Annotated in this window: 19 protein-coding genes; 7 read left to right on the top strand and 12 right to left on the bottom strand. The window is 58.8% G+C overall.

Annotated features, from left to right (window positions below; translation table 11 throughout):
* Positions 1–629: 629 nt before the first annotated feature.
* Both JHC09_RS06885 and JHC09_RS06880 read right to left on the bottom strand, forming a co-directional pair.
* The gene (locus JHC09_RS06885; protein WP_169195914.1) at positions 630–1,184 is read right to left on the bottom strand and encodes a hypothetical protein; all 555 of its coding nucleotides are present in this window, start codon (positions 1,182–1,184) and stop codon (positions 630–632) included.
* Between the two features lie 83 nt (positions 1,185–1,267).
* On the bottom strand, positions 1,268–3,556 hold the full coding sequence (locus JHC09_RS06880; RefSeq protein WP_199531331.1) for a putative PEP-binding protein: 2,289 nt from the start codon (positions 3,554–3,556) through the stop codon (positions 1,268–1,270).
* A gap of 99 nt (positions 3,557–3,655) precedes the next feature.
* On the opposite strand from JHC09_RS06880, the gene ispH reads away from it, so the two are divergent.
* The 3 genes from ispH to rnhA are packed head-to-tail and all read left to right on the top strand — an operon-like array spanning position 3,656 to position 5,586.
* Positions 3,656–4,627 carry a 4-hydroxy-3-methylbut-2-enyl diphosphate reductase gene (gene ispH, locus JHC09_RS06875; protein ID WP_199531330.1) on the top strand — a complete coding sequence of 324 codons (972 nt, stop codon included), beginning with the start codon at positions 3,656–3,658 and terminating at the stop codon, positions 4,625–4,627.
* Positions 4,624–5,142, top strand: a complete 519-nt coding sequence (locus JHC09_RS06870; protein WP_199531329.1) for a GNAT family N-acetyltransferase — start codon at positions 4,624–4,626, stop codon at positions 5,140–5,142. Before ispH ends, JHC09_RS06870 begins: the two co-directional genes overlap by 4 nt.
* 3 nt (positions 5,143–5,145) lie before the next feature.
* Positions 5,146–5,586, top strand: a complete 441-nt coding sequence (rnhA, locus tag JHC09_RS06865) for a ribonuclease HI (RefSeq protein ID WP_169195910.1) — start codon at positions 5,146–5,148, stop codon at positions 5,584–5,586.
* A 250-nt stretch (positions 5,587–5,836) separates the two neighbouring features.
* On the opposite strand, the gene JHC09_RS06860 is transcribed toward rnhA, so the two are convergent.
* The 4 genes from JHC09_RS06860 to JHC09_RS06845 form a co-directional block, all read right to left on the bottom strand.
* Positions 5,837–6,826: a DUF808 domain-containing protein gene (locus JHC09_RS06860; protein ID WP_199531328.1), complete on the bottom strand. Its 990-nt coding sequence runs from the start codon at positions 6,824–6,826 to the stop codon at positions 5,837–5,839.
* Positions 6,827–7,004: 178 nt separating this feature from the next.
* On the bottom strand, positions 7,005–9,029 hold the full coding sequence (glyS, locus tag JHC09_RS06855; protein ID WP_199531327.1) for a glycine--tRNA ligase subunit beta: 2,025 nt from the start codon (positions 9,027–9,029) through the stop codon (positions 7,005–7,007).
* A gap of 63 nt (positions 9,030–9,092) precedes the next feature.
* Positions 9,093–10,994, bottom strand: coding sequence for a DUF2207 domain-containing protein (locus JHC09_RS06850; RefSeq protein WP_199531326.1), 1,902 nt, complete (start codon positions 10,992–10,994; stop codon positions 9,093–9,095).
* A gap of 5 nt (positions 10,995–10,999) precedes the next feature.
* Positions 11,000–11,554: a LemA family protein gene (locus tag JHC09_RS06845; protein ID WP_199531325.1), complete on the bottom strand. Its 555-nt coding sequence runs from the start codon at positions 11,552–11,554 to the stop codon at positions 11,000–11,002.
* A 305-nt stretch (positions 11,555–11,859) separates the two neighbouring features.
* Here JHC09_RS06845 and rnk point away from each other — a divergent pair, with 305 nt between their 5' ends.
* Positions 11,860–12,267, top strand: a complete 408-nt coding sequence (gene rnk / locus JHC09_RS06840) for a nucleoside diphosphate kinase regulator (RefSeq protein WP_199531324.1) — start codon at positions 11,860–11,862, stop codon at positions 12,265–12,267.
* 198 nt (positions 12,268–12,465) lie between these two features.
* Positions 12,466–13,212, top strand: a complete 747-nt coding sequence (locus JHC09_RS06835) for a hypothetical protein (RefSeq protein ID WP_199531323.1) — start codon at positions 12,466–12,468, stop codon at positions 13,210–13,212.
* A 60-nt stretch (positions 13,213–13,272) separates the two neighbouring features.
* Here JHC09_RS06835 and JHC09_RS06830 read toward each other — a convergent pair whose 3' ends face one another.
* A complete protein-coding gene (locus JHC09_RS06830; protein WP_199531322.1) occupies positions 13,273–14,196 on the bottom strand; it encodes a glycine--tRNA ligase subunit alpha in 924 nt (307 codons plus the stop codon).
* 116 nt (positions 14,197–14,312) lie between these two features.
* Here JHC09_RS06830 and JHC09_RS06825 point away from each other — a divergent pair, with 116 nt between their 5' ends.
* Complete coding sequence (locus tag JHC09_RS06825) at positions 14,313–15,056, top strand: hypothetical protein (RefSeq protein WP_169195902.1); 744 nt, start codon at positions 14,313–14,315, stop codon at positions 15,054–15,056.
* Here JHC09_RS06825 and JHC09_RS06820 read toward each other — a convergent pair whose 3' ends face one another.
* The 3 genes from JHC09_RS06820 to JHC09_RS06810 are packed head-to-tail and all read right to left on the bottom strand — an operon-like array spanning position 15,057 to position 16,834.
* A complete protein-coding gene (locus JHC09_RS06820; RefSeq protein ID WP_169195901.1) occupies positions 15,057–15,281 on the bottom strand; it encodes a hypothetical protein in 225 nt (74 codons plus the stop codon).
* A gap of 3 nt (positions 15,282–15,284) precedes the next feature.
* A complete protein-coding gene (locus JHC09_RS06815) occupies positions 15,285–16,127 on the bottom strand; it encodes a S49 family peptidase (protein WP_199531321.1) in 843 nt (280 codons plus the stop codon).
* Positions 16,128–16,174: 47 nt separating this feature from the next.
* Positions 16,175–16,834, bottom strand: coding sequence for a methyltransferase (locus JHC09_RS06810; RefSeq protein WP_199531320.1), 660 nt, complete (start codon positions 16,832–16,834; stop codon positions 16,175–16,177).
* Positions 16,835–17,086: 252 nt separating this feature from the next.
* Here JHC09_RS06810 and JHC09_RS06805 point away from each other — a divergent pair, with 252 nt between their 5' ends.
* Positions 17,087–18,064: a polyprenyl synthetase family protein gene (locus tag JHC09_RS06805; RefSeq protein WP_169195936.1), complete on the top strand. Its 978-nt coding sequence runs from the start codon at positions 17,087–17,089 to the stop codon at positions 18,062–18,064.
* 42 nt (positions 18,065–18,106) lie between these two features.
* Here JHC09_RS06805 and JHC09_RS06800 read toward each other — a convergent pair whose 3' ends face one another.
* On the bottom strand, positions 18,107–18,985 hold the full coding sequence (locus JHC09_RS06800) for a 4-(cytidine 5'-diphospho)-2-C-methyl-D-erythritol kinase (protein WP_199531319.1): 879 nt from the start codon (positions 18,983–18,985) through the stop codon (positions 18,107–18,109).
* Positions 18,986–18,995: 10 nt separating this feature from the next.
* Entirely contained in the window at positions 18,996–20,723 is a 1,728-nt protein-coding gene (locus JHC09_RS17170; RefSeq protein ID WP_199531318.1) for a tetratricopeptide repeat protein, read from the bottom strand.
* Positions 20,724–20,804 lie beyond the last annotated feature (81 nt).

Genomic DNA, 20,804 nt, shown 5'->3' with positions numbered 1-20,804 from the left:
TCAGCGACGACATTGACGGGCGAGTGATCGATGGAGGTACCGCGCAGAGAGGCAATCTCGGTGCGCGCCTTTTCGAACATTTCGTTGATGGCGGTCATGTCGATTTCTTGACGGACGCGCGTGACTTTCTCCGCGCGATTGGGGCCGGTGAAGAAATCGGTCTGGAAGAGGTGGTCAACAGAACCGGTGATGATCGGATCGACGCCATTATAGGTCAGGCTGGCGAGCTCTTCATCAATCGTGGGGGCGGTATTTGGCAGTTTGGGCGCATCGGCGGTTGGAGCAAGCGCGCCGCCAATCAAGCCAACATAGGCCAGTGACGCAAAAGCGCTCAGGGCCAAGCCTTTGGCAAATGGACGTCCACGGCTAACCGCGCTGACCGGGCGTGCAGACGCCTCAGGCCGGTGGGAAAGGGCCATAAATGATACTCAACGCTACGCAACAAACTGGAACGGGCAGCCAAACTCAAACTGCCGACGTCCAGATGATGTCTTATTAAGGTTAGCGCGGAGTAAATACGCAGAGAGACGATGACGTGGCCATTGTGTGACCAAGTTATGGTTCACGCGATTGTAGGCTGCGACAAAATAAACGCCGACATGCGATTAGATGAGTTTAGGTAACGTAAGTTACTGAGTGCAACCAGCGATTACCGGCGCAACATCTTGAGCAAAATTTGCAACTTTGAATCGCACATTGAGAGAACGACTGCTGGCCGGGGTCACACGAACAGTTAAGTTCTGGGCGCCACGCAAGCCATCGATGAAGGTGCGCACGTCAGCACTATTGCTAATCAGCACCTGTGTATTGGTCGGATCGACCTGCAAAGTTTGCGAGCGAGCGCGTTCCAGATCGGGCTGGAAGGTCATGCCGACATCGCGGCCGAGGGAGGACATGGTGTTGCCCGCAAAGCGGAAGGCCACACCCAAATTGCCAGCTTCGCAGCTGACGATGATCTCGGCATGAGCGCGGCCAGAAGGGCGCGCGGGGATCATTTGCTCGGATTGTAGAGTGAAGCTGGAGACGGCTGCTGCATCGGTATCGGCGCGAAACAGGCCATCATAGCAAGCGAGGCGTTGGTCATTGGCCGGGATGGCAGCGCAAGAGGCGCCAGACTGGGCATAAGCAGGTGCGGCGAAGGCAAGGCCAAACGAAAGTGCTAGAAATCCAAACAGTCGTCGCACGAGGTCACGTCCACTTCCATAGTCAGCATCTGTTACGCAGTAAGAGGTAACAGATAACAATATGGGGTGGCGACCCGTGTTTGTTAAGCGCTGGTCTGCGCTAAAGCCAAACGGGCGATTGGGACGCGGTAGGGCGAGCAGGACACATAATTGACACCGAGCCCGGCAAAGAACTGCAGCGAGATGGGATCGCCTGCGTGTTCCCCGCAAATACCGATCTTGAGGCGCGGATTGACCGCCCTGCCCCGCTCGATCGCAATCTGGATCATTTCGCCAACGCCCTTTTCGTCGATATTGACGAAGGGATCGCGCGCATAAACGCCCTTGCGCTGGTAAGCGGCCAAGAAGGCAGGCGCGTCGTCGCGGGAGATGCCGAAAGTGGTCTGGGTCAGATCATTGGTGCCAAAGGAAATGAAATCGACCATTGAGGCGATGTCCCCGGCGCGCAGGCAGGCGCGTGGCAGCTCAATCATTGTCCCGAAGGAAAAGCGCACGCGATCTGAGCGCGACAGGCCGGAGTTTTCGAGAATGGCCATGGTGCGTTCGCGAACCCAAGCCACTTCCGTCGCCGTCGAGACGAAGGGCACCATCAGCTCGACCTGCACTGGCTCGGCCTGAGTTTCGCTGGCAGCGCGTGCGCCCGCGAGAACAGCCTGAACCTGCATTTGCAAAAGATCTGGATAGGTAATGGCCAAGCGGACGCCGCGATGGCCCAGCATGGGGTTGATCTCGGCGATGCGCTCGAGACGCATGCGCAAGGCGCGGACCGAGAAGCCAAGCGAGGCCGCGGTTTCTTCGATCTCTTCATCGGTGCGCGGCAGGAATTCGTGCAGCGGCGGATCAAACAGACGCACCGTGACCGGCAGGCCATGCATGGCAGAAAACAGCGCGGAATAATCGCCCGTCTGATAATCAATCAGCCCGGCAATGGCCTTGGAGCGCGCGTCTTCGTCTTCTGAGAGAATGACGCGACGCAGCGCGACCATGCGCTCGGGCGAGAAGAACATGTGTTCGGAGCGGGCCAGACCAATGCCTTCGGCGCCAAAACTCAGCGCTGTTTGCGCGGATTCGACAGTTTCCACATTGGTGCGGACGGCGATGGTGCGGGAGGCATCAGACCAACCGAGGAGACGCCCAATCGCGCCGCCAATTTGGGGCTGGGCCAGCGGGAGCGTGCCGACATAGACCTTGCCATCGGTGCCATCGATGGTCAGGCGATCACCAGCGCGGAATTCGCGGTCGCCAATGTGGCAGACCATTTCGGCAACATTGACCGACAGCGTGCGGAGGCCCGCAACGCATGGCTTGCCAGTGATGCGGGCGATAACGCCAGCATGGCTCGACATGCCCCCACGAGCGGTGAGAATGCCGGTTGCAGCCTTCATGCCTTCGATGTCGGCGGGGCCGGTTTCGTTGACGACGAGAATGCAATGTTTGCCGCGGGCGCGCAGGCGCGCAGCGTCTTCGGCATTAAAGGTGATAATGCCGCTGGCAGCGCCCGGCGCTACGCCCAAGCCGGTGGCGATGGGGGCAACATCGTGGGTGAGTTTGATGCGCGGATGGAGCACGAGCCCGAGGCGGCTCGGATCGACACGCGAGACGGCGTTTTGTGGCGTCCAGACTTTGCGCTCGACGCGATCCACGGCAGCGGTGAGTTCGGCCGCTGGCGACGCCTCGATGGGGCGGGCGGACAAAAAGCGCACCTGGCCCTTATGCACCGCGACAGCACAGGTCATATGGCGACCCGCTTTCGCGTCGAGCAGGGAAACCAGCGCGGCGACACTTTCGGGCAAGCGCGGCAGAGGATGGCCGTTGACCGGGGCAGGCCCGATGACGCCCGTTGCGGCATTGCGGGTGAGGAATTGTTCGATCTCGCCTTCAGCATAGGCCTGCACAAGAACGATCTGTCGACTGCGATCAACATCAGAGCGTGCGCCAGTCCAGCCGCGTCCGGTCGGGCCGTAGCTTTCAAACGCTTCCTTGATGGCGCGGGCCAATGGGCGGTTTGGGTCTACCGAATCTTCGGGCGCGGAGGGGGCGGCAATGCCGGTTTTGGCGGGCATGAGACCGCCATTGTGGAGGACAGCCGAGGTGCGGACGACCAAGACGGGGGGCTTTCCGTCCTTTTCAACCAACTTGAACAGGCAGGCGACCCAATGGGTGCGCAGGCGGCTGTCCCGGCGGGAGCGTTCGGCCTGCAATTCATCCCAAGCGGCGCGGGTGATGGCAATCGTTGGGACTGTGGGGAAGCCTGCTTCACCGACGCGGAAAATCCAGCGCGCCTTGCCTGTCAGCAATTTTAGCTGAGCAGCTCCAAGGTTCGCCTTCCCCAGCGCCGGGGCAATCGCAAACATTTCCTGCGCCAAACTCAAGAGAAGGCTCCTCGCCACGCGTCTAACACATATGGCGCATGCCTGCCGCGGCTGCAACAGCACTTGACTTGCCAACGCGCTGAAAGCATCTCATCGGGTATGGATAAAAGGCCGCACCTCGATATCACCCTCTGTGCTCCGCGTGGTTTCTGCGCGGGCGTGGATCGCGCAATTCAGATTGTAGAGCTGGCGCTGCAGAAATACGGCGCGCCGGTCTACGTTCGCCATGCCATCGTACACAATAAGTATGTCGTGGCAGGGCTTGAGGAAAAGGGCGCGATTTTCGTCGAAGAACTCGATGAGATTCCAGAAACCGACGCGCCGGTCGTCTTCTCCGCGCATGGCGTTCCGAAATCGGTTCCGGCTGACGCCAAAGCGCGCAACATGTTTTACCTCGACGCGACCTGCCCGCTTGTCTCGAAGGTTCATGTCGAAGCGACGCGACACTTTGAAGAAGGTCACGAGATCGTGCTCATCGGCCACGCTGGCCATCCCGAAGTGGTTGGAACCATGGGCCAGCTGCCGCCGGGCAGCGTGACACTGATCGAGACGGTCAGTGATGTCGGCGGTTTTGAGCCGAAAGATCCTTCGACGCTGGCATTTGTGACGCAGACAACGCTGTCGGTCGATGATACGCGCGAAATCGTAGAGGCGCTGCGCGCCCGCTTCCCGATGATCAACGGGCCGCACAAGGAAGACATTTGCTACGCGACCACCAATCGGCAGGAGTCGATCAAGGCTGTGGCCCCAACGGTGGAAGCGATGATCGTAGTGGGCTCGCCCCATTCGTCGAACTCGCAGCGTCTGGTGGAAGTGGCCAAGCGCGCAGGCTGCAAGCATGCCGTTCTGGTGGACCGCGCCAGCGAGATTGACTGGTCGATCTATGGCAATATTAAATCGCTGGGTGTGAGCGCGGGCGCTTCGGCACCGGAGAGCCTCGTCGAAGAAGTAATCGACGCTTTCGCAGCGCGCTACGACGTCAAGGTGAAGACCACCACGACGGCGGAAGAAAACATCGCCTTCAACATTCCCAAAGTGCTTCGTAACTTGGAAACGGCAGCTGGAAAATGAGTGATCTCGATCTGTTCGAAACCGATAGGCTGATCCTTTCAGGCTGGAGGTTCGATCAGGTCGATGACCTTGTTCGATTGCATGGTTCGGAACGCGCTACACGCTATCTGACGACGCGAGGCGTGCCCTATACGCGCGCCCAGTGCGAAGAAGCAGTCGCGAGCTGGATAGAGCTGTTTGAGACCCGCCAGCTCGGCAAGCTGCGGGTCCGGCGGAAATCAGACGGCGTGATGGTGGGTCGGGCAGGCTTTGGCATTTACCCAACCACCGGGGAAGCCGAGATCGGCTACACGCTTTACGAAGAGTTCTGGGGACAGGGGTTTGCCAAGGAAGCTGCCGCTGGCCTGCGCGATTGGTTCTTTGCTAACGACAAGGGTGCGCATTTCATCGGCATGGCCCATGTCGATAACGCGCCATCGCGTGCTGTCTTGGAGAAGATCGGCATGCAGAAGACCCATCAAGCCGTCGACGTTTACGGCCTGCCCTGCCAATTCCATATATTGAAGCGCCCATAGCCCATGTCTGACGCAGTTATTATTCATACCGACGGTGCGTGCTCGGGAAATCCCGGCCCCGGCGGCTGGGGCGCTATTTTGCAGCTCGGGGAGCACCGCAAGGAGCTCAAGGGCGGCGAGCAGCTGACCACCAACAACAAGATGGAGCTCACCGCCGCCATTGAAGCGCTCAATGCGCTCAAGCGTCCGTGCAAGGTTGAACTGCACACCGACAGCCAATACGTCAAAAATGGCGTGCAGAGCTGGATGCATGGCTGGAAGCGCAACGGCTGGAAGACCGCCGACAAAAAGCCGGTCAAGAACGTCGAACTCTGGCAGGCGCTAGATGAGGCGACCAAGCGTCACGACATCGAATGGTTTTGGGTGAAGGGTCACGCAGGGCACGCGCTCAACGAACGCGCCGATGAGCTGGCCCGCGAAGGCATGGCGCCGTTTAAGCGGTAGAGTTTTTGGGGGATTGTTCCCCCACCCCAGCGGCGCTACGGCCTACCTTTGTTACCCTCCCCGCAAGGGGAGGGAGTGGGGCCGTATTGGGGAAAATTGGGTGCGCTGCAGGTAGCGGCAAGGCCCCCTCACCCGGCCTTTGGTCGACCTCTCCCCAGAGGGAGAGGTAAGAAAGGGCAGTGCCCGGGGGATTTTTGGTCCCTTCAACCGACGCGAGGCGTCGACCTCTCCCCGAAGGGAGAGGTAAGGGTTAGGCGGTTTTGGTGCGGTTTGGGAGGAGGCCTTTGATGGCCTTCAGGATCGGGCTGATGACATAGCTGACGACTGGGATCATCAGTGCGCCGACGGCGAGGCCGATGAAGAAGTCGATGAAGGCGGTCACGAACCAGCTGGCGACACCGGCGATGGATGGCAGGAGCGCAGCGCCCCAGGCAGCAGCGTCCTTGACCATGTGTTCAATGCCAGAAACGCCAAAGCCAGCCAGGCCGTGGACGATGATGCTACCGCCAACCCAGGTCATGGCCGCAGTGCCGACAATGCTCAGGACGTGCATGAAGTGCGGCATGGCCACAACGATACCGCGACCAAAGGCGCGACCGGTGTGGGTTTTGGCTTTCTGAGACAGGAACAGGCCAAAATCATCGGCCTTCACGATCAAAGCAACCGTACCATAGATGGCGACGGTGATCCCCGCACCGGCGACGGCGAGAATGCCTGCGCGGTACCAGAAGTTTTCAACGTCAATTGACGAGAGAACAATGGTCATGATTTCAGCCGAGAGGATGAAATCGGTCTTGATCGCACCAGCAACGCGCTGTTCTTCGAGCGAGGTCGGGTCAACCGCTGTGTGCTCGATGGAAGCTTCGTGCTTTTCGGCCTCATGCGGCGCGAACATGTGGAAGACCTTTTCAGCGCCTTCATAGCAAAGGTAAGCGCCGCCGATCATGAGGAGCGGGGTGATCATCCACGGCAGGAAATAAGACAGGATGAGCGCCGCTGGCAGCAAGAATAGCATCTTGTTCTTGAGCGAGCCCCAAGCGATGCGGCCGACGATGGGCAGTTCGCGCTTGGCTTCAAAGCCCTTAACGTAGCTAGGGGTGACGGCCGCGTCGTCGATGACCGCGCCAGCAGCTTTGACGCTGGCCTTCATGGCCTGACTGGCAACGTCATCCAGAGACGCAGCCGCAACTTTCGCTAGTGCTGCCACGTCATCGAGCAGTGCAAGTAGGCCAACACTCATTGAAATTCTCCGAGAACTTTATCGCAGGGATAACGCGCACCGCACGGCATCGTGCCACGGGGGAAAGGATTTTTGTTGGAAGGTAGCGTGAGAAAGTGCAGAGCCCTCGGGTCAAGCCCGAGGGTGACGACCGGGGGAATGGCGGGCTGACGGCAGGAACCGTCAACCCGACTAAGAATTAGCCAGCAACTTTGCCGAAGTCGGCGACGAGACGCATGGTGTCGCGCAGACGGGCCAGAAGGTTGAGGCGGTTCTCGCGGACGGACGCATCGGCGTCGTTGACGAGCACGGCTTCAAAGAAGGCATCAACCGGAGCGCGCAAGGTGGCGAGTTCAGCCATTGCGCCCTTGTAATCGTCCTGAGCAACCTTGGCAGAAACAGCGGCGCTGACGGTTTCGACCGCCGAGGCGAGAGCTGTTTCTTCGGCGCCCTTCAAGGCTGAAGCGTTGACCGCACCAGCATAGGACTTGCCGTCCTTTTTCTCTTCGGCGGCGAGAATGTTAGCGGCACGCTTGTAGCCCGCGAGAAGGTTCTTGCCGTCGTCAGACGAGAGCAGTTCTGTGAGCGCTTCAGCGCGCTGGGTGATCTGCAAAATATCGTTGCTGTCAGCAGAGATGACGGCGTCGACGAGATCGTGGCGTGCGCCAGCATCGCGGAGCGAGACTTTGAGGCGATCATGGAAGAAGCCGAGGAGATCGGCGTCGACCTTGAGCGGGAATTTCAGGTTGTTTTCGGTGATGATGCGGATGACGCCGAGCGCGGCACGGCGCAGAGCGAACGGGTCGCGCGAGCCGGTTGGCTTTTCATCGATAGACCAGAAACCAGAAAGCACGTTGAGCTTGTCGGCCAGAGCGACAGCAATCGAAACCGGTTCGGATGGCACGCGGTCGGACGGACCAACCGGCTTGTAGTGCATTTCGACCGCGGTCGCGATTTCGGCCTTTTCGCCCTGAGCGGCAGCATAGTAGCGGCCCATCAGACCCTGAAGTTCAGGGAATTCGCCGACCATGGCGGTGACGAGATCGGCCTTGGCGAGGAGAGCCGCGCGCTTGGTCGCTTCGACATCAGCACCAACTTGCGGCGCGATTTCGGCAGCGAGCGCAACGAGGCGATCAACCATTTCCTTCTGCGTGCCGAGCTTGGCGTGGAAGACCATGTCTTCCAGCTTCGGCAGGCCATTTTCGAGCGGATTGGCCAGATCGTTTTCGTAGAAGAAGGCAGCGTCGGAGAGACGGGCGCGGATCACGCGCTCATTGCCCGCAACGATAGTGGCGCCACCGTCGGTTGGGATCTGGTTGGAGGTGATGATGAAGTTCGGAGCCAGCTTGCCCGACGCATCACGAATGCAGAAGCATTTTTGATTGGCGCGGATGGTGGCGATGATCACCTCTTCCGGCACCTTCAAGAAGGCAGGATCGAACGAGCCCATCATGACATTTGGCCATTCGACAAGACCGGCGACTTCCTCAAGCAGGCCTTCGTCGTGAATGACGGAAAGGCCCTGCGCAAAGGCGAGGTTGTCGGCGTCGGTCTTGATGATGTCCTTGCGGCGGTCGATGTCGAGCACAACCTTGGCGCGCTCAAGAGACATGACGTAATCTTCAAAACGGCGCACGCGGATCGCTTCAGGCGCGAGGAAGCGGTGACCAAAAGTGGTCTGGCCCGCTTCAATGCCAGCGACGGTGAATGGAATAACGACCGGCTCGTCGTTTTCGGTGCCGAAGGTGGCAGTGATGGCGCGCAGTGGACGCACCCACTGGAAGGTGCCCGAGCCCCAGCGCATGGACTTGGCCCAACCGAAATCAGCAATCACCTTTGGCAGAACCTGCGACAGCAGCTCGACGGAATCGGCACCGGGCTTTTCGATAATGGCGATGTAGAAATCGCCCTTTTTCGGATCCGACTGAACAGTGGCCTCGTCAATGGACGACAGGCCTGCTGCGCGCAGGAAACCATCAATAGCGGGCTGCGGGGCGCCGACCTTGGGGCCCTTCTTTTCTTCGCGCGTATCGGGCGAGCGGGCCGGAAGGCCAGCAATGGTGAGCGCCAGACGACGCGGGGTTACGAAGGCTTGCGCGCCCTCATAGACCAGTCCTGCATCAACCAAGGCATTGGTGACAGACTTCTTCAGGTCCTCAGCCGCGCGACGCTGGAAGCGGGCGGGAATTTCCTCGGAGAAGATTTCAAGCAGAAGTTCGGGCATGGTCGGAAACCGCGATTGGTAAGGCAGGCAGGGGGACTGATTATCGTGGCAAAGCGGGGCTGTCTACCAGCCTCCGCCTCCGCCACCGCCACCGCCCCCACCAGAAAAGCCCCCACCAGAGGAGCCGGAAGAGCTGGCCTGCACCGGTTGGGAGGCGACCATGGCTGCAGCCATGCCTGCAGAAGCTGCAGAAATCGCGTTGGAAACGGAGCTGGACGAGAAGTTTTTGCCGCCAGAATACCAGCCTGGAGCGTAGCTGGAGCCGCGCTCTGGATCGGGCGAAATCCGCGTCATTTCCGCTTCAAAATGCTCGGACCACGGCTTTTCTACGCCTAAAGCAATGGCATAGGGCAGAATGCGCTCAAAGCGTTCAACGCTCATTGGCGGCTCAGCATCAATATTGAGTCGGTTCTTTTCGGCGGTTTCGAGATAGAGTTTGAAGCCGTCGATCTGATCCATGACCTTGCGGCCCTGAACTGTGGGCGCGCGCATGAGAATGGTGAAAATGATCGAAATCAGCACCATGGAAGCTGCGGCAATAAAAGCGCTGTCCAAGGGGAAATCTGTGAACATGTCGGCAAAGCCAGTGCCAGCATTGGCAATGAATATTCCGCCCCAGACCACAAGAATGATGCGGCCGATCCAATTGCCCTTGATCAGAACATTGAACAGCATGGCGCTGATGAAGGTGGCGAAGATGCCGATTACCCCAGCCAGCACCAGCCATTCGATTTCGATAATGTCGAACAAGACCATGGCGCCGAGCATGAGCGCGGTGAGCGCATAGCTTACGAGCGCAAAGCCGAAATTGGCCTTGAACCACTTATCGCGATTTTCGAGGGTGATGGCGTTGACGAAAGCACCCTTGGTCTCGCCGATTTCAGAGCCGTTTGCCTGATCAAAAGTCACTGTGCCCTTTTTGGTGAAATAATCAAAAAGGATTCGCTCGCCTGAAGGCAGGGCTTCGTCGGGCTTGCGGCCCGTATTGGTGACAACCAGCTTTTTGCTGGTGTTGTCGATTTTCACGAGACCCTTGACCCCAAGGCTGAAAATGCCTGCGGTCATGGCCTTCCAACCGTCACCGGCAAAACCCCAGTGGTTCACATAATGGGTCAAGGCAGGCGAGAAGCCTTCGGGCGGGTAGAACAGCGGAATGATCGTGCCTTTGGCCGGATCCCGCCCAACCCGCAGCCATGCGGTGAAATTGTAGAGCAGCAGCAGCACGACGCCGCCGATGCTGAGGAGGACGTCGCGATTGTCGGAGATGTTTTGCCACAGAGCATCAGTGCCTTGCGGATAGCTGACAATGCCCTTTTGGAAGGAGATGGCAAAGGTTAGCCCCTCACCCGGCCCAAGCACGCGATTGGACTTGATGATCGCGGCATTATCACCCCGACGGGAAATGGTGACGTTTTGCTCGCTGGAGCCGGCGTCGCCAGTGTAGCCAACGGCATTCTGGATGATGGCCCCATCGGGCAGACGGACGCGCGCTTCAGCGGAGAGGATCGGGAAGATCCAGTAATTGCCCGTTGCGTTCCAATAGAGCTCGTCACCATCGGCGCTGGGGCGGGCCATGCGCGGCATGGTGTAGGTGATAGTATAGCTGTGTAAGCCACGCGCCACAAAGGCCTCGGAATCGCCGATCCAGATGCGGCGGAAATCACCCATGCGCTCAACGCGGAATGGTTCGTCGGAGCCATTGCGGGTGACGGCCTCAACCTCCAGCCCAATGCGGATTTTGCTGCCATCGTCACTGCGCATGGTGACGGGAATATCGCGGTAAATACCGCGGCGAATTTCGAGCCCTTCTGCATTGACCACAAGCGTTTCCGTGACATGCACGGAGCCGTCGGTGGCTAGGGTGACATCGGCAATCAGCGAGCGAATTTCTTCGCGCGCCGACGCGGACGTGACCAGCAGAGCAGTCAGAATGACAGCGGAGAAAAAGCGCAGAAGGGCCGACATAGATCTTAGAACTTCACAGTAGGGACAGCGCGCTCGGCTTCGTTTTCGAGTTCGAAATACTCTGCCATTCCAAACTTGAAGGTGTTCGCAACGACGTTGGACGGGAAGCTTTCGACCTGAATGTTATAATCGCGCACAGCGCCGTTGTAATAGCGACGAGCCATCTGGATTTCGTCCTCGGTCTTTTGCAGCGCGGACTGGAATTCGAGGAACGTCGTATTGGCTTTAAGGTCCGGATAGGCCTCGGCAATGGCCAGCAGGCGACCAAGGGCAGAGCTCAGCTCGCCTTCCGCCTGAGCGCGGGCTTCTGGGCCTGAGGCGGCGACAGAAGTGGCCTTAGCGCGGGCGTTGATCACCGCGTCGAGCGTTTCCTTCTCATGGGCCATATAGCCCTTTACGGTTTCCATGAGATTGGGGATGAGATCGGTGCGGCGCTTGAGTTGGACATCAATGCCCGACCAGCCTTCGCGCACCATCTGCCGCTTGGAAACGAGGCTGTTGTAAATGGTGATCGCATAGACCGCAGCAATCGCGACAATGCCTAAAATGACCCATTCCATGGGCGAACTCCTCAAGAAAATTGGCCGGAGACTGGCAGGTCACAGGTCTGTTTGCAACATGCTACGGCGCGGTTGGACTTGACTTATTCTGCCCAACACCTAGCTTAAACACTATGAGTATGAGCCCGATCCATCGCTGCACCATCCTTGTCGAAGGATAGATGCCCTAGGCATGCCCGCGCCGGAGCCTGCTTAGGGCTCTAGGCACTTCGTCTCCCGGCACATCTCATTTTCAGTTTTTTCAACGGCCCGATGCTGCGCAGGATTTTGCGCGGCCGGACTATGCTCTCGGGGAGGTCGCCATAATGACCGAAATCCGTCGCGACTTGTCGCCTGCAATCGTGATCAGCAAGGCTGACCACACCAAGCTTTATGAACTCGCGCTGGCTGGGCTTGACCGCATGCCGGACGTGGCAGAGCGCTTGCTCACCGAACTCGACCGCGCCCGCGTAGTCGAGGATAAGAAGATTTCGGCGGAAGTGGCCCAGATGGGCAGCCGCGTGACCTATCAGACCAATTCGGGGCAAGAGCAGACTGTGACGCTGGCCTACCCGGCTGATGCGGACATTGAACAGGGCAAGATTTCGGTGATGACGCCAGTGGGCGCGGCGCTGATCGGGCTTAAAACCGGCCAAGCGATCACCTGGCACGACCGCAGCGGCAAGCGGCAGTTGTTGACGGTGGTTGCGGTTCTCGCGCCACAGCCCGCCTAAGCTCAGCAGAGGCTCCGTAAACTCGGACAGAATTGACGGAGCCGATCGCTAATCCGAGGAGAACAGCCCCAATCAAACTACTATTGTTCCAATAAATTTTATTTTGGTTCAGAAATGAAAGCTACGATTTGCTTGCTGCGCGGCTGAGGGGGCACGACCGCAAGGTGCGTATCCTCATGCCTCGGGTATCCATACTTCATGGCCCTCCGCATTTTCTTACACGCCATAAGAATGCTCTTGGCACATTTCCGTGTCGCCTTACAAATCTCGGCAGCGCTCTATATCGGATCGCTGATTATTTACGGCATTGGAGCTTACGTCGCACTCCAAATGATAGCATCCGGCGGCAGAGGAGCGGCCTCTTGGCTGGCTATCATTACAGTGGTGCTTCCGAGCCTGATCTATGTGTGGATAGCCGTCGCATGGCATCGGTTTGTGCTTACCGACGAGGTGCCGCATTCAGCCGTACCGACGCCCCCCCGTGATAGATTGCTGGCATACGCCGGCCGAGGCCTTCTGCTGTTGCTTTTGTTGGGCATATTTTCGGTCGGCATCGCCCTAGCGACCATGCTCGTTTCAACAGCCACTAATCCCAGCCAATGGGCACTGGTACCGCTGATCGTTGTCGCAGTGGTGCTGATTGCGCTGATTACAAGTCGTCTCTCACCAGTCTTTCCCGCAACTGCCATTGGCCAGCCCATTAGCTTTGGCCAAGTATGGGAAGCTACTAGCGGTGCCACTGGCACATTACTGCTCGTCACCCTCATCACGGCAATAGCCGCGTTCATCATCGACTTACCCAGCGCACTTCTGGTGCATCTGCCCGGCGGGGCGTTCTTAAATTTAGTGTGGGGCGCAATTGCCTCATGGATCAAGATGATGGTCGGGATAAGCATCCTCACGACAGTCTATGGCGTGTATATCGAGAAACGCACTATCGACTGAGGCACGATAACAGCCGGTGTGATGAGCACCGGCCATTTTAACTTGATCCGTTGAAACCGCTTACTCTGCGCCGCCGCCGGCGGTTTGGAGCCAGGCTTCGCCGCAGGCCTTGGCCAGTTCGCGGATGCGCAGGATGTAGCTCTGGCGCTCGGTGACCGAGATCACGCCGCGGGCGTCGAGCATGTTGAAATTGTGCGAGGCTTTGACGACCTGCTCATAGGCCGGAATCGCCATGGTCTGGCGGTTGCCATCCGCGCCCTTGGCAAGGATCGCCTTGCACTCACGCTCTGCGTCTTCGAAGTGACGGAAGAGCATGTCGGTGTCGGCAGCTTCAAAGTTGTACTTCGAGGCCTCCTGCTCGTTCTGCAGGAAAACGTCGCCATAGGTGACTTTTTCGTCGCCTTCGCGGCCGTTGAAGTTGAGGTCGTAAACGTTCTCAACGCCCTGCACATACATGGCGAGGCGTTCAAGACCATAGGTGATTTCGCCCGGAACCGGGGAGCACTCAAAGCCAGCGACCTGCTGGAAATAGGTGAACTGGGAAACTTCCATGCCGTCGCACCAGCATTCCCAACCAAGGCCCCAAGCGCCCAGCGTTGGGCTTTCCCAATCGTCTTCAACAAAGCGAATGTCGTGGACCGAAGCGTCAAGGCCGATGGCAGCCAGCGAGTCGAGGTAGAGCTGCTGGATGTTTTCCGGCGACGGCTTCAAAATCACCTGGAACTGGTAATAGTGCTGCAGACGGTTCGGGTTCTCGCCATAACGACCATCGGTTGGACGACGCGAAGGCTGAACGTAAGCGGCCTTCCACGGCTTAGGGCCGAGCGCGCGCAAGGTGGTCGCCGTGTGGAAAGTACCAGCGCCCATCTGCATGTCATATGGCTGCAAAATCACGCAGCCATGCGACGCCCAGAAGTTCTGGAGGGTCAGGATAAGTCCCTGGAAAGAGTTCTTAGGGTCCAAATGGGCGGGGCGAGAGGTCATGTCTGGGTCCGTCTGCTAGTGCGGCGGAAACTATTGATGGCAAGGGAGCCGGTCAAGCGGTGAAGCAGGAGTCAGTGTCGCTCTTGAACCACTTGCGTAGACATTTGAGGGGGTAGATGCGCGATATTGAAATTTTGGAGGCGCTGGGAGCCGAAAGCATCATCATGCTGGGGCAAGGCGGCGAGGCAAAAGTCTACGCTCTCGGGGCTGACCGGGTGGCTCGGCTGCATCGAGCGGACGCCCGGTTGGAGGACGCACTACGGCGGCAAAAGCTGCTTGCGGTCATTGGCCAGAGCCAGTTGCCGTTTCAGACCCCTACCGTCTGTGACATTCGAGAAATAGGTGGCGTGGTTGTAAGCATCGAGCCGCGCCTGCTCGGGTCTCCGACCCATATCGCCCTACAAGCTGCGACGGGAGACGTACGCCGCGCCACTCTTCAGGCCTATCTCAATGGGGCTCTGGAGCTCGCAAGGGTGGACAGCCGCGAACTGTCAAACTTGGGCCTACCACAGGTGTCGGCCGAGATTGCTGGCGCTCACACAGCCGGACTGGTGCATGTCGATTACGCACTCACCAACACTCTGAACCAACATGGAGCGCTGACCGCCGTGTTGGACTTTGGGCCGTCGACCATGATCGGCGATATACGCTTTAATGCCTGGGCGGCAGTGGCCTATCTCGATGCCGAGCTCTCACCCTGCCTCACCGACGAAGATCGCGCCTTGGCGCAGGGCTGGCTCGACGATCACCAGCTTAGCGCGGGTTTTGGCGAGGCAAAGCGATGGTTGGCCCAATACTGGTCCTTTGCCACGGACGATCATGCGCTGATGGCGTGGTGTCAGCGCGTTCTTGCCCGCTAATTACCGCTGATCGTCTTTGCCTTTGGGGCGGTAGGTGCCGTCGCGGTCTTGTTCGAGTTCGATCACATCGGGACGGCTGCGCTCGGCCTTGTCGCGCTCGCGACGGAGCTGCTTGGCGCGTTCGGCGTCGCCATTGATCTTGCCCGACCAATCCTTCCAGATACGGCGCACACCGAGATAAATGACCACGGCCAGAAAGGTGAACAGCAGAATGCGGAGGAGCATGGCTTAAAGTCCAAAGCGCGACCAGTGGGCGCGGTCATTTAGGGAAGTGGAGAGTTCTTCGACAAGGGTGCCGGTGGAAAGACCGAAGCGCGGCATGGCGAACATCGGCTTTTTGGGTGCGATGATTTTTAGCTCAACCTTGGGGCCGAAGCGCTCGCGCAGGGTTGCGTAAATGTCGCCAATACCATCAACGAGGCCCAATTCGACACCGCGCAGGCCCGTCCACCATTCACCGGTGAAGAGCGTATCGTCGTCGGCCTTAAGCTTGGCGCCGCGATAGGCTTTGACGTGATCGATAAAGACCTGATGGATTTCCAGTTCGACCGATTTGATGCGCTCAACGTCTTCTGCCTTTTGCGGCATGAAGGGATCGAGGGTGGATTTGTTGCGGCCAGCGGTGTGGACGCGGCGTTCAATGCCCAGCTTGTTGATGGCTTCAACGAAGCCAAAGCCGGACATGATGACCCCGATTGAGCCGACAATGGAGGACGGATCGACGAAGATTTCGTCACCAGCGACGGCGATAAAGTAGCCACCGGAGGCGGCAATATCTTCAACGAAGACCAAAACCGGCTTTTTGTGCTGATCGGCCAGTTCGCGGATACGCTTGGAAATCAGGCGACTTTGGACCGGTGATCCGCCGGGGGAATTGATGATGATGGCCACGGCAGGCGCGGACTTCATCGTAAAGGCGCGCTGCAGGAGCGGCTCGACGCCGGCGATGTTCAAACGACCGGGACGGGACTCGGCGGCAATGGTGCCGTGCAGACGAACGACAGGCACGACTGGGTTGCGCTTGAGAAACTTCGCAAACCAATTTCGCTTTCGATCATCTGCTTTTGTCATGCGTGTGCCCCTACTGTTCGACCTTATTTATGGTGCGTAAGGCCCGATTACCAGTCGAAGGGCCCATGCCCCATAAGGATTGCGGAAAATTCTTGGCTAAACTCATTGCCTTGATCGCCGTGAAGATAATGCGTGGCGTGGAGCGTGAGTGGCGCGCGCGAACCTTTGCGCCCGCGAATAAGAACGCGTGAGGCAGGCTGGCCGGGGCGCGGCGCAAGGGGCAGAATTTCGATAGCACCAAAGCGCTGATCGAAGGCGGCGATGAGAGCCGCAAGACCTGTCGCAGGATAAACAAAGATCGCGAGGCCCGAGGCCCGCGCGGCACCGGCTGCAGCCTTGCCCCAGAGTTCCAGCTCAGAATGGGCCATGTGTCGTGCGCCTTGCCGGTAGGCACCCGATGCAGCCGTGCCACGCCCTGCGTCAAAATAGGGCGGGTTGGCGATAACACAATCAAAGGCGTTTTCGGGGAAACCTGCGTCGCGGCGCGCTGTGGGTGAAGTGATATCGGCAGTGATGACCCGAGCGCGCTCGGCAAAGCCGTTCTCGCGGATATTGGCCTCCGCAATCAGGGCAATATCCGAATCGCGTTCGGCTAGAGTGAGTTGATCGGTGCGATCAAGGCTCATGGCAACGAGCCCGGCTGTGCCGACACCAGCCCCCAAATCGAGGAGATGCCCTGTGTGCTGAGGGACGGAGGCGCCAAGCAAAACGCTGTCTAGCCCGGCCCTAAAGCCTTTTTGAGGTTGAGACAGAGTGAGGCGTCCACCCAAAAAGGCGTCGCGCGTTAGTGTTTGATGTTTTACAAAGTCGGTGGGCTGGTCTAGGGACATCGCATCCGGATGGCTTACTTCGCGTTATCCTATATGGGAGTGCGCGACAGTCTCAACCCGATTTGCCACCAAGGCGACAAGGACTTTACGACGGTGTCGGTTCTGCCCCAGACCAAAGAAGCGCCAGCGATGAACCCGGTTGAACGGCTTATGGCCGCGACCGCTGACGATATGGCCCTCGTTAACGAGATGATTTTGTCTCGCGCACACTCCCATGTGGACATGGTGCCCGAGTTGGCCCGCTACCTCATCGACAGTGGCGGCAAACGCTTGCGCCCCATGTTGACGGTCGCAGCCTCAATTCTGTTTGGGCGGAAAACGCCTTATGCGGTGAATTTCGCTGCGGCAGTTGAGTTCATGCACAATGCCACGCTGTTGCATGACGACGTGGTGGACGAGAGCGACATGCGTCGCGGCAAGCCTGCGGCCCGCATGGTGTGGGGCAATAAGGCTTCCATTCTTGTCGGTGACTTCCTGCTTGGGCAGGCCTTCATGATGATGGTGGAAACCAACAATATTGAAGCGCTTGGCGTGCTGTCCTCGGCTTCTGCGATTATGGCGGAAGGCGAAGTGTTCCAGCTCTCCAAGACTGGCGACCTGACGACCACGCCGGAAGACTATGCGGCCGTGATCCGCGCCAAGACAGCTGTGCTGTTTGAAGCAGCGTGCGAAGTGGGTGCATTGTCTGGTGGTGCCGATCAGGCTGGGCGTGATGCGCTCAAGCTTTATGGGCTTGAATTGGGCAACGCTTTCCAGCTCGTTGACGATGCGCTGGACTATGGTGGGCAGGCCGCCTCGCTCGGCAAGAACGTCGGCGACGATCTGCGCGAAGGCAAGATGACGCTGCCGGTTATTCTGGCGCTGCAATCGGCGACCGAAAGCGAACGTGCGCTCATTGCGTCGGCGCTGGGCAATATGGATGCGAGTGATTTGGAAGTGGCGCAGGTTGTGGCGATCTTCAATCGCTATGACACGCTGACCAAGACTCTCGAAAAAGCTCAAGCGCATGCGCAGGCGGCTATCGCAGCTCTCGACGCCCTGCCCGACAGCGAGATGAAGACCATTTTGGCCGACGTTGTCGTGCATTCGATTGGCCGCGCGGCCTAAGCGCGGATCAAGTTTTCCGAAAAGATTTGAGCCAAGCGGCGATTAGCTGCTTGGCTGCAGAAGTGGCGCTGCAGCGACCCAATAATCGGTGTGCAGGCGGCCCATTTCGGCCGCGGCTTCATGCGCCTGCCCCTCGGCGCCAAAGAGCGCAAAGCAGGTTGCACCCGATCCTGACATGCGGGCGAGAATACAGCCGTGCGTTTCCGCTAGCTCATCCACCAAAATACCAATTTCGGGCACGAGCTTGACCGCGGGCGGCTCAAGATCGTTGCGCGTTTCTGCCAGCCAAAGGCCCAATTGCGCCGGGCGCGTGAGCACCTCGGGTAGTTGAGGTAAGGGATAATTGTCGTGGCTGCGCAGGCGACGGAATACGTCTGCCGTCACAACGCCGATCAGTGGATTGACGAGCACGATGTAGAGCTTGGGGAAATCTGGCAAGGGCGAAAGGATTTCGCCAATGCCACGCGCAACGAGTGGGCGCGACACGAGGCAACACGGGACATCAGCGCCCAGTGTTGTCGCGAGGTCCATCAACTCGCCCATGGGCGGGTGCTCAGGCGCGATATCAAGCAGAATGCGCAGCGCGGCGGCAGCGTCGGCCGAGCCACCGCCGATGCCAGAAGCGACCGGCAGGTTTTTGGTGAGGTGAAGCTTTAGCCCCTGCGGGGCGAGGTGGGGCCAGCGATTGCGGAAAGCCGCAACCGCCTTGAGCACAAGATTGGATGGTCCTGCATCAAGCCCCGCGGCAAAGGGGCCACTGATGGTCAGACTATCCGCTTCGGCAAGCTCACCATCGAGGTCGTCCCCCACGCCCGCGAAGACGATCAGGCTTTCCAGCTCATGATAGCCGTCTTCACGCCGACGGGTGATGTGCAGCGCAAGATTGATCTTGGCTGGGGCATCCTGCTGATAAACGACCATCAACGCGCGCTTACTTGGTTTCGTTCGCTGGGGTCAGGCCATCAGCCAGTTTCGGGTCCACGCGTTTTGTGACAACGCCAATATCGTCCACCGATTTGGCAATCGTCCACTGGAAGCGCGCTTCGTTCTTGCGGCCAATTTTCCAGTAAGCGTCACCGAGGTGATCGTTGATTTCTGGATCGTTGGGCAGGAGCATAACCGAGCGTTCGAGTGTTTCCACCGCTTCATCGAGACGTCCGAGCTTGTAGAAGGCCCAGCCCAAGGAATCGATGATGTAGCCATCCTGCGGTTGCTGCTCGACGGCCTTCTCGATCATGCCCAGAGCGCGATCAAGATGCATATCCATGTCGATCCAGGAATAGCCGAGGTAGTTGAGGACCTGCGGCTGGTCGGGATTAAGCTCGAGGGCGCGGAGGAAATCAGCTTCGGCCTTCGGCCATTCCTTGGCGCGTTCATAGGCAATGCCGCGAACATAATAATAGCGCCAATCGGAGGCCTGCTCGCCACCGGTGATGTCGAGCGCCTTAGTGTAAGCGTCTGCCGCTTCGAGGTACTGCTCGTCGGTCCGCAGGAGATCACCCAGCGCCGCGACCGCTTCGATGTCCTCAGGATTGATGGCGACGATATTGGTGAGACGACGAATGGCTTCCTCGCGGTCGCCCATATTGTCGAGGTTCTGAGCAATGCGCACGACGGCAGTCGGCTTCATTGCAGAAGTTGCTGGGATCGCGTCGTAAATGACGTTGGCATCTTCATGCTGACCGGCGACGTCGAGAATCTGCCCCACCGCCAGTGAAATCACATCGGCAGATGGATCGAGATATGTGCCCAAGCGCATGAACAGAAGGGCGAGGTCGAAGCTGCGATCACGGGTCAGGGCAATGCCAATGCCATGGAACATTTCGGCGGCGCCGATCTGCACATTGGTGGCAAAGGCCCCTGGCTTACGCTGTTGATCGACGGCTTCGCGGACGCTGGTGATGAGCGGATGCGAAATGCCTTGCGCTTCATATTCATCGAGCACGTCTGTGGCTTCGTCAAAGCGACCATTGTTCGCCAGCAGGCGCGCGTAAACTTCGGCGATGCGCGCAACATAGGGCTCAACATCATAGGCGCGCTCAGCCAGCTGGAGAGCAAGCTTTTGATTGCCGGAGGTTTCGGCCATCAATGCGCGATGGAAAACGAGAAAGTCTTCCAGCCCGCTTTCGCCGAGATCCTTCATCAGCGTGTCGGCTTCAGCGCCCTTGTTGTCGCCAACCAGGGCCCAAGCGCGCAGGATATAAGCGGTGATGCCCGAAAAACTGCCGGGGGTAACATTCTCAAGCTGACGTTCAACCGAGCTATACCGACGCTCTTTGAGGGCTTCGGTGGCAACAATCAGCTTGGCCAAATCATTGTTGCGATCGAGCTCAAGCGAGCGGCGCGCCGTTGAGGCGGCTTTGCCGATCTGGCCATCAGCAGCGAGCGCAATAAAGGCGCGCTCCACCAGCATGTTGTTGTCCCAATCAGCCTCAGCCGCGTCCTGATAAAAGCGGGCGGCGTCTTCAGTGCTCAGTTCGGCGAGCGACTGATTACCAGCCAGATAGGCGCCGGACACCGAAGGGCGTACGAGATTGATGATATTGCGCGCGACGTTTGAAAGATCAAAGCTTGTTTGCGCTGCAATCGGCGATGCCAAGAGCGCGACGGATGCAGTGACAATCAGGCGTTTCGCCCAACGATGCGATAGGAAATTCACTGTTCTGAACTCTCCGTTGGCCACAATGGCAGCATTGGCGGCAAAGATTGTCCGTTTTAGGACTGCGCCGCAAGGGCAGCT

Source organism: Devosia sp. MC532, assembly GCF_016461625.1.
In the GTDB taxonomy this organism is placed as follows: domain Bacteria; phylum Pseudomonadota; class Alphaproteobacteria; order Rhizobiales; family Devosiaceae; genus Devosia.
This window is presented reverse-complemented; position numbering and strand designations above follow the sequence as displayed.